Origin of the sequence: Ilumatobacter sp. (assembly GCF_049588435.1) — a bacterium.
Taxonomy (GTDB): domain Bacteria; phylum Actinomycetota; class Acidimicrobiia; order Acidimicrobiales; family Ilumatobacteraceae; genus Ilumatobacter_A.
The window spans coordinates 1-7,756 of record NZ_JBAVYV010000423.1; the positions used below are offsets into that span (position 1 = coordinate 1).

Below are 7,756 nucleotides of genomic sequence, written 5' to 3' on the forward strand. Positions count from 1 at the left end.
CCCTTGGTGGAGAAGTACTCGAGCGAGCGGTCGAGGGCGTCGGGATCACCGAAGATCACGTCGGCGTTCATCGGTGTGTTGTGTTTGCCGGGCGCGATCGCGCTGGCACGCACGCCGAACGGACCCAACTCGGCAGCGAGGTTCTTGGTGAACCCGACGATCGCGGTCTTGGCCATGTTGTAGGCGTGGGGGCCCAGACCTCCCTGGATCCCCGCGACCGAACTCGTCGAGATGATCACCCCGAAGCCCTGCGGCTTCATCACCCGGGCGGCGTGCTTGGAGCCGAGGAACACCGACTTGAGGAGGACGTCGATCGAGAACTGCCACTCGTCGAGGGGCATCTCGTCGATCGGACCGACCGCGCCGACGATGCCGGCGTTGTTGAACATGCAGTCGAGCCGTCCCCACAGCTCGACGGTCTCGTCGACCACCGAGCGGATCGCGTCCTCCGACGTGACGTCGACGTGGCGGTACACCGCGGAGTCACCGAGGTCGGCGGCTACGGCCTCGCCCTTCGCGTCCTGGATGTCGGCGACGACCACTCGCGCGCCCTCCGCGACCATCAGACGACAGGTCGCCTCGCCGATCCCGCTGGCGCCTCCCGTGACGATCGCCGTCTTGCCGTTCATCATTCCGGTTGTCGTGTCGGTCATCGACCCAGTGTCGTCAGCCGCGCTCTCCGGGGACGACCTGGGCGAGCGCGTGACGCGAGACACACAGTCGATCGGTTGCATCGGGGAACCCGAGTCAACAGCATGTTCCACTATGACCAGCCCGACCACCGCGGATCGCCAGGAGATGCCCCTGGAATCAGAGCCTGGAAACGGTGGTTCCTCAGGGCCGTCGATCTGGGCCCGACTCGGTGGTTTCTCGTTCCGCCACCGCCGGGGTGTGCTGCTCTCCTGGATCGGATTGCTCGTGCTCGTCTTCGGCGCCGTCGCCACGGTCGGCACGTCGTCGGACAGTTCGTTCGAGAGCCCGGATTCGGAGTCGGCGCGCGGCTTCGAGGTGTTGACCGAACACTTCGCCAGCGCGGGGAGCTTCATCTCCGGCTCGATCGTCTACGAGGCGACCGGCGGGGTCGACGATCCCGATGTGCAGGCGGCGATGACCGATCTGTTCGACGAGATCGATGCGATCGACGGCGTCACCGTGACGAGCCCCTACACCGAGCTGGGCGCGCAGTCCGGCCTGGTCTCCCAGGACGGGACGATCGCGCGCGCCACCATCGACTTCGCGGAGAACGTCTCCGAGACCGAATCGGCCGAGATCGGTGTCGAGGTGAACGAACTCGTCGCCGACATCGACGTCGACGGCCTGACCATCGAGGTCGGAGGCGCTGCACTCGCAGAGTTCGAGCCGCCGGAGGCCGAGTTGATCGGTCTCGCGTTCGCGGTCGTCATCCTGATCCTCTCGTTCGGCTCGGTCCTCGCGATGGGCCTGCCGATCGGCGTCGCACTGTTCGGTGTCGGCATCGGCGTCGGCACGATCCAGCTCCTCACCAACGTGCTGTCGATTCCCGACTTCGCCACGACGCTCGGAGCGATGATCGGCCTCGGCGTCGGCATCGACTACGCGCTCTTCATCGTCACCCGCTACCGCGAGGGAACCCGGGCGGGGCTCGACCCCGAACGCGCGACCGTCACCGCGATCGACACGGCGGGACGCGCGGTCGTCTTCGCCGGTTCGGCGGTGGTCATCTCCCTGCTCGGCATGTACGTCATCGGGCTCGCCTTCATCAACGGCCTCGCCACGGGTGCAGCGGTCACGGTCGCGATCACCATGGTCGCGTCGATCACGCTGTTGCCGGCACTGATCGGATTCGCGCAGGAGCGAGTCGAGATCACCAGGTACCGCGGGCTGATCATGGCGGGCGGTGCGGCGATCGGTCTGCTCGGCGTCGGAATCGGGTTCCCGATCCTCGGTCTCATCGGCCTCGTCGTGCTCGTCGGGACGCTCATCCTGTCGCTGTTCGTCCCGAAGCTCCGCGAGGCCCTTCCGCCCCGTGCCCATCGTGACCTGCGCGACACCTGGTCCTATCGGTGGAGCCGGTTCGTGCAGCGCCGCCCCTGGCCGGTCGCGATCAGCGTCACGCTGTTCCTCCTGCTGCTCGCGTCGCCGGTGCTCGGTCTGCGCCTCGGGTTCGGCGATGAGTCGACCTACGCCGAGAACACCACGACTCGCCAGGCATACGAGCTCAGCGCCGAAGGTTTCGGTGCGGGGAGCAACGGCCCGCTGCTGCTCGTGTCCGAGATCGACGACCCCGCCCAGTTCGAGAGCGCTGCTGCTCTGGTCGAGACACTGAACGGCACCGAAGGTGTCGTCCGTGCCCTCGGACCGATCCCGTCCGACGATCAGGCGGCGATCCAGATCATCGTCATCCCGACCACCGGTCCGCAGGAGGAGGCGACGAGCGACCTCGTCCAGAATCTTCGCGAGGACGTCATTCCGGCGGCGACCGACGGCACCGGTCTCGACGTCTCGGTGACCGGTTCGGTCGCGTCGAGCGTCGACTTCAGCAGCTACCTCGGCGAACGCATCCCGTTCTTCTTCGCAGCGGTGTTGACGCTGTCGTTCCTGTTGCTGATGATGGTGTTCCGCTCGATTCTCGTGCCGCTCAAAGCAGTGATCATGAACCTGCTGTCGATCGGTGGGGCGTACGGCCTCGTGGTCGTCGTGTTCCAGTGGGGATGGGGGATCGACATCTTCGGCACAGGCAGCGGCCCGATCGAACCGTTCCTGCCGATGATGCTCTTCGCGATCGTGTTCGGCCTCTCGATGGACTACGAGGTCTTCCTCCTCTCGCGAGTCAAGGAGGAGTACGACCGCACCGGTGACGCCGTCACCTCCGTCGCCGACGGCCTGGCCGCCACCGCCCGTGTGATCACGGCAGCGGCCGCGATCATGGTCGTCGTGTTCGGCAGTTTCGTGCTCGAGGACAACCGGATCATCAAGATGTTCGGCCTCGGCCTCGCCAGTGCGGTGTTCCTCGACGCGACGCTCGTGCGCATGCTGCTCGTGCCGGCGACGATGGAACTGCTCGGCGAGAAGAACTGGTGGTTGCCGAAGTGGCTCGACCGGATCCTCCCCAGCCTCAACGTCGAAGGCCCGGGAGACGATCACGCCTCCGACGTCGACGAGCGCGTCCTCGTCGACCAGGGCTCCTGACGGTTCGGCCTCCGCGACCGGACGCCCTCAGCCTGCTTCGTCGGCGAACATCGCCGAAACCTCTTCGAGGGTCTTGCCCTTGGTCTCGGGGACCATCCGCCACACCCAGTACATCGACACCACGGTGAAGAAGGCGAGCAGTCCGAACGTGCCCGAGTGGCCGATGATGTCGAGCATGTCCGGGAACACGAGCGTCAACACGAATGCGGCACCCCAGTTGACCGCGGTGGCGGCCGACATGCCCTTGGCACGCACCTGGTTGGGGAACACCTCGGAGATGATCGTCCACACGACCGGTCCGAGGGAGAACGCGAACGAGGCGATGAACACGACCATCGAGATCAGCGCCAGCGAGCCGGGGATCGAGTGTGTGTCTCCGGGCGTCGTCTCGTAGAGGAACGTGACGGTGAGTCCGAGCAGACCGGCCAGCATTCCCGTCATCCCCGCCATCAACAGCGGCCGGCGGCCGAGCCGGTCGACGAACGCCAGGGCGATGAACGTTGCGAGGACGTTGACCAGACCGACAGCGATCAACGACGCACCGGCCTGCGCCGACGCGGTCTCGAAGCCGGCTTCGGCGAGGATCTCGTTCGAGTAGTAGATCACCGCGTTGATCCCGGTGATCTGCTGGATGATCGCGAGTCCCACGGCGATGACGAGAGCGCGGCGGGCGCCGCCGACGAGGAGATCGCTCCATTGCGACGAGGGCTGGTCGGACAGGTCGGCTTCGATGGCGGCGAGCTGGGCGTCGACCTCGTCGGGTCCGCGGACCTTGCGGATCGACTCCGCCGCGTCCTCACGCCGTCCGACCGAGATCAACCAGCGGGCGCTGTGGGGGACCTGGTACGCGGCGAGCAGCAGCAGGACACCGGTTGCGGCACCGAGCCCGACCATCAATCGCCAGGTGCCCTCCTCGCTCAATCCGTAGTCGACGAACTGGGCGACGAAGATTCCGATCGTGATCGCGAGTTGGTAGCCGGACACGTAGCGACCGCGCAGGGCGGCAGGCGCGGATTCCGCGACGTACATCGGAGCGGCGACCGATGCGATACCGACTCCGGCGCCGATGATGAACCGCCCGGCGATCAACACCACCACACCCGGTGCAAAGGCCTGGACCAGGCTGCCGAACACGAGCAGGTATGCCGCGAAGATCAGCGCTCGCTTGCGGCTGAAGCGATCGGCGAGCCCTCCGCCGAACAGTGCGCCGAACAGCGCACCGATCGTGACCCAACTGGTGATCATTCCCTCGACGAAGCTGCCGAAGCCGAACTCGTCCTGCATGAACCCGATCGCGCCGCCGATGACGCCCTGGTCGTAGCCGAACGCGAGACCCGACGTGATGCTCACCGCACCGACGAGCGTCGCCCAGAACGGCCATCGACCGAGGATGAGACGTTGCTCCTGCGTCGGCTCCTTCAGGTCGTTTCCCCGCGACATTCGATTCCCCCGATCGATGATTTCCCGGCGATGTGACCGTAGTCGGCTGGCCGGATGCGGAAATGCACTTCGGCGGAGGTGAGCCGCGAGGCAATCATGGCCCATGCCCGCGCCATCGATTCGAACGTTTCGTGAGCCCGATCGCGCGCACGTGATCGACCTGTGGAGGAGGTGCGGTCTGGTCCGACCGTGGAACGATCCCAGCCGCGACGTCGATCGCAAATGCGCCGACGACACCTCGATGTTCCTTGTCGCCACGGAGGGTCAGCGTGTGGCGGGGACGGTGATGTTGGGCTACGACGGCCACCGCGGCTGGATCAACTACCTCGCGGTCGATCCGGATCTGCAGCGGCGCGGGATCGGCCGGCTCCTGATGGAGAACGCGGAGCAACGGCTCGACGTGCTCGGCTGCCCGAAGATCAATCTGCAGATCCGGTCCGACAACGCAGTGGCGGTCCAGTTCTACGAGCGTCTCGGGTACGCGGTCGACCACGTCGTGAGCATGGGCAAACGTCTTGTCGACGACGAAGCAGCCGAATGATCGCGTGACCGCGGCCGGCCCGAGACGACGATGCCATGTGCAGCATCGGGTCGGAGTGTGTGATCGTGTCCTGTGTCCCCGAACGATCGCACGGTGCCGACCGCCTCGTACCGACTCCAGCTGACGCCCGAATTCGGCTTCGATGCCGCCCGGGAGCAACTCGACGTGATCGCTGCGCTCGGCGTGTCGCACCTCTATCTGTCTCCGATCGCGCAGGCGGTGCCGACGAGCTCGCACGGGTACGACGTGACCGATCACACCCGCGTGCGCGACGAGTTCGGTGGCGAACAGGCACTGGTCGGACTCCTCGATGCGGCGGGCGATCGGGGGATGGGCGTCATCATCGATCACGTCCCGAACCACGTCTCGGTCGAGCGCGCGGAGCTGAACGAACCCTGGTGGACGATGCTCCGCGACGGTCCGTCGTCGAGTGCAGCGCGATGGTTCGACGTCGACTGGGCAGGCGGTGGCGGCACGGTCGTGATCCCCCGGCTCGGTGAGCCACTGACCGATGTGCTCGATGCGGGAGCGATCACGACCGGCACCGGTGCTCGCGGACCCGAGCTCCGATACGGCCCGCTGCGCTTCCCGCTCGCAGCGGGCACCGAGCGACTCGACGTGCGCGAGGCGGTTCGACACCAGCACTACACGCTGTCCTGGTGGCGCGATCCGGCACGCAACGTCCGCCGCTTCTTCACCATCGACGATCTGGTCGCCGTGCGCGTCGAGAATCCCGAGGTGGCGGCCACGATCGACACGATTCCGCGTCGACTCGTCGAGCATCCCGCGTTCGCCGGGGTCCGCGTCGACCACGTCGACGGTCTCGCCGAGCCCGGTCGGTACCTCGACGGTCTGCGCGAGATCCTCGACGACCGGCTCCTGTTCGTCGAGAAGATCCTGGCGCCCGGCGAGACGTTGCCCGAGCGATGGCCGGTCGACGGGACCACGGGCTACGAACACATCACGGCGATCGAGCACACGCTCCTCGACCCGACCGCCGAGCAGCCGTTGATGGACACCTGGACCTCGTGGGTCGACGACGTCGACTTCCACACGCTCGAGACCCGCGCCCGTCACGAGGTGCTCGACGAGGGGCTCGCTCCCGATCTCGACCGACTCGTGCGCGCGGTCGACGGCGACGACAGTGGGGCGTCACGCTCGGCGCTCGTCGAACTCACGGTGGCACTCGACCGGTATCGGACGTACCTTCCCGCGGACGCCGCGTCGCGGGCGGTGTTCGACGAGGCGGTCGCGCGTGCTCGAGCAACATGCCTGCCCGACGTCCTGGACCGCGTGGTCGGTGTGTTCGGCGACGACGAGGACGCGCTGCGGCGGTGGCAGGAACTGAGTGGTCCGGTCATGGCGAAGGGCGCCGAGGACCGCGCGTTCTACCGGTACTTCCCGCTCGCTGCGCTGTGCGAGGTCGGCGGAGCGCCCGGGATCTTCTCGACTCCGATCGGAGACTTCCATCGCAGTGCGGCCCTGCGCCAACGGGAGGACCCGATCGGCATGCTTGCCTCGACGACCCACGACACGAAGCGCTCGCAGGGTGTCCGCGCGCGATCGATCGCTTTGGCTGCTCAGGGATCGGAGTGGGCAGAACTGGTCGACTCCTGGGCCGTGCGACACCGCGACCTGACCGCATCCATCGACGCGGGGCTCCTCCTCCTCGCCCTCCAGACGGCGGTGACGGCCCGCCCCCTCACGACCGATCGGTTGACCGATTACCTCGTCAAGGCGGCTCGCGAGGCGGACCGGGTCACCTCGTGGACCGAACCCGACCCGGATGTCGAGGACGCGCTGCACCGCCTGGCTGACGTCCTGGTCGCGGAGATCACGGGCGACGCCGAAGCGCTCGGCGCGCTCGCATCGCAGATCGAGATCCACGGCGCGCGGATCGACCTCGCATTGCTCGCCGTGCAACTCACGTGCCCCGGGTTCGCCGATCTCTATCAGGGATCGCCGCGCGGGCTGTACAGCCTCGTCGACCCCGACAACCGGACGCCGCCCGATTGGGAGCGGTTGCGGGACCTCGTCGACGGGGTTTCGACGTCCGACACTGCGACTGCATTCGGCGACGGCCGCATCGACCTGGCGCGGACGGTGATGACCTCGCGGATCCTCGCATTGCGCACCCGTCGACCGGAAGCGTTCGGCGTCGGCGCCGACTACGCCGAGGTTCCGTCATCGGGACCCGGCGCCGACGAGGTGCTCGCCTACGCCCGGTCGGACTCCGACGGCGCGGTGCTCGCTTTCGTGACGACGCGCCCATCTCTCCCGCCGGTGGATCCTCCCACCGAGCTGCTGCTTCCGATCGGAGCGTGGCGCAGCCTCCTGCACGACGACGCCCCGATCATCACCGGCGGAGCGGTCCGACTCACCGACCTGCTCGGCGACCTCGGCCTCGCGGTCCTCGAACGCACCGACCGCTGACGCTCGGTCAACTGGTGCCTCGGTCAACTGGTGCCTGACACCAGTTGTCCGATGCGGAGGCGGGCGGACCAGGCGGCGACCGTGGCGGGTTGCGCGGCCGAGGAGTCGGCGACGATCGGGCCGGACTCGGTCCAGGCGTCGCGGTGCGGCGCATCACCGAAGTTGAGGACGAGC

General features: G+C 67.4%; 5 protein-coding genes. 3 read left to right on the top strand and 2 right to left on the bottom strand.

Annotated elements, in window-relative coordinates; translation table 11 throughout:
• A partial coding sequence (locus tag WBV89_RS16095) for an SDR family NAD(P)-dependent oxidoreductase (protein ID WP_423982363.1) occupies nucleotides 1–653 on the bottom strand: 653 nt, incomplete at its 3' end.
• A 112-nt stretch (nucleotides 654–765) separates the two neighbouring features.
• On the opposite strand from WBV89_RS16095, the gene WBV89_RS16100 reads away from it, so the two are divergent.
• The gene (locus tag WBV89_RS16100; protein ID WP_423982364.1) at nucleotides 766–3,168 is read left to right on the top strand and encodes an MMPL family transporter; all 2,403 of its coding nucleotides are present in this window, start codon (nucleotides 766–768) and stop codon (nucleotides 3,166–3,168) included.
• Nucleotides 3,169–3,195: 27 nt separating this feature from the next.
• On the opposite strand, the gene WBV89_RS16105 is transcribed toward WBV89_RS16100, so the two are convergent.
• Complete coding sequence (locus tag WBV89_RS16105; protein ID WP_423982365.1) at nucleotides 3,196–4,608, bottom strand: sugar porter family MFS transporter; 1,413 nt, start codon at nucleotides 4,606–4,608, stop codon at nucleotides 3,196–3,198.
• 103 nt (nucleotides 4,609–4,711) lie between these two features.
• Here WBV89_RS16105 and WBV89_RS16110 point away from each other — a divergent pair, with 103 nt between their 5' ends.
• On the top strand, nucleotides 4,712–5,149 hold the full coding sequence (locus WBV89_RS16110; protein WP_423982366.1) for a GNAT family acetyltransferase: 438 nt from the start codon (nucleotides 4,712–4,714) through the stop codon (nucleotides 5,147–5,149).
• A gap of 93 nt (nucleotides 5,150–5,242) precedes the next feature.
• Nucleotides 5,243–7,582, top strand: coding sequence for a malto-oligosyltrehalose synthase (treY, locus tag WBV89_RS16115; protein WP_423982367.1), 2,340 nt, complete (start codon nucleotides 5,243–5,245; stop codon nucleotides 7,580–7,582).
• Nucleotides 7,583–7,756 lie beyond the last annotated feature (174 nt).

Bases quoted from the DNA above. Each gene is read 5' to 3' on its own strand.
- WBV89_RS16105 (WP_423982365.1), bottom strand. From the start codon at position 4,608: ATGTCGCGGGGAAACGACCTGAAGGAGCCGACGCAGGAGCAACGTCTC.
- WBV89_RS16110 (WP_423982366.1), top strand. From the start codon at position 4,712: ATGCCCGCGCCATCGATTCGAACGTTTCGTGAGCCCGATCGCGCGCAC.
- WBV89_RS16100 (WP_423982364.1), top strand. From the start codon at position 766: ATGACCAGCCCGACCACCGCGGATCGCCAGGAGATGCCCCTGGAATCA.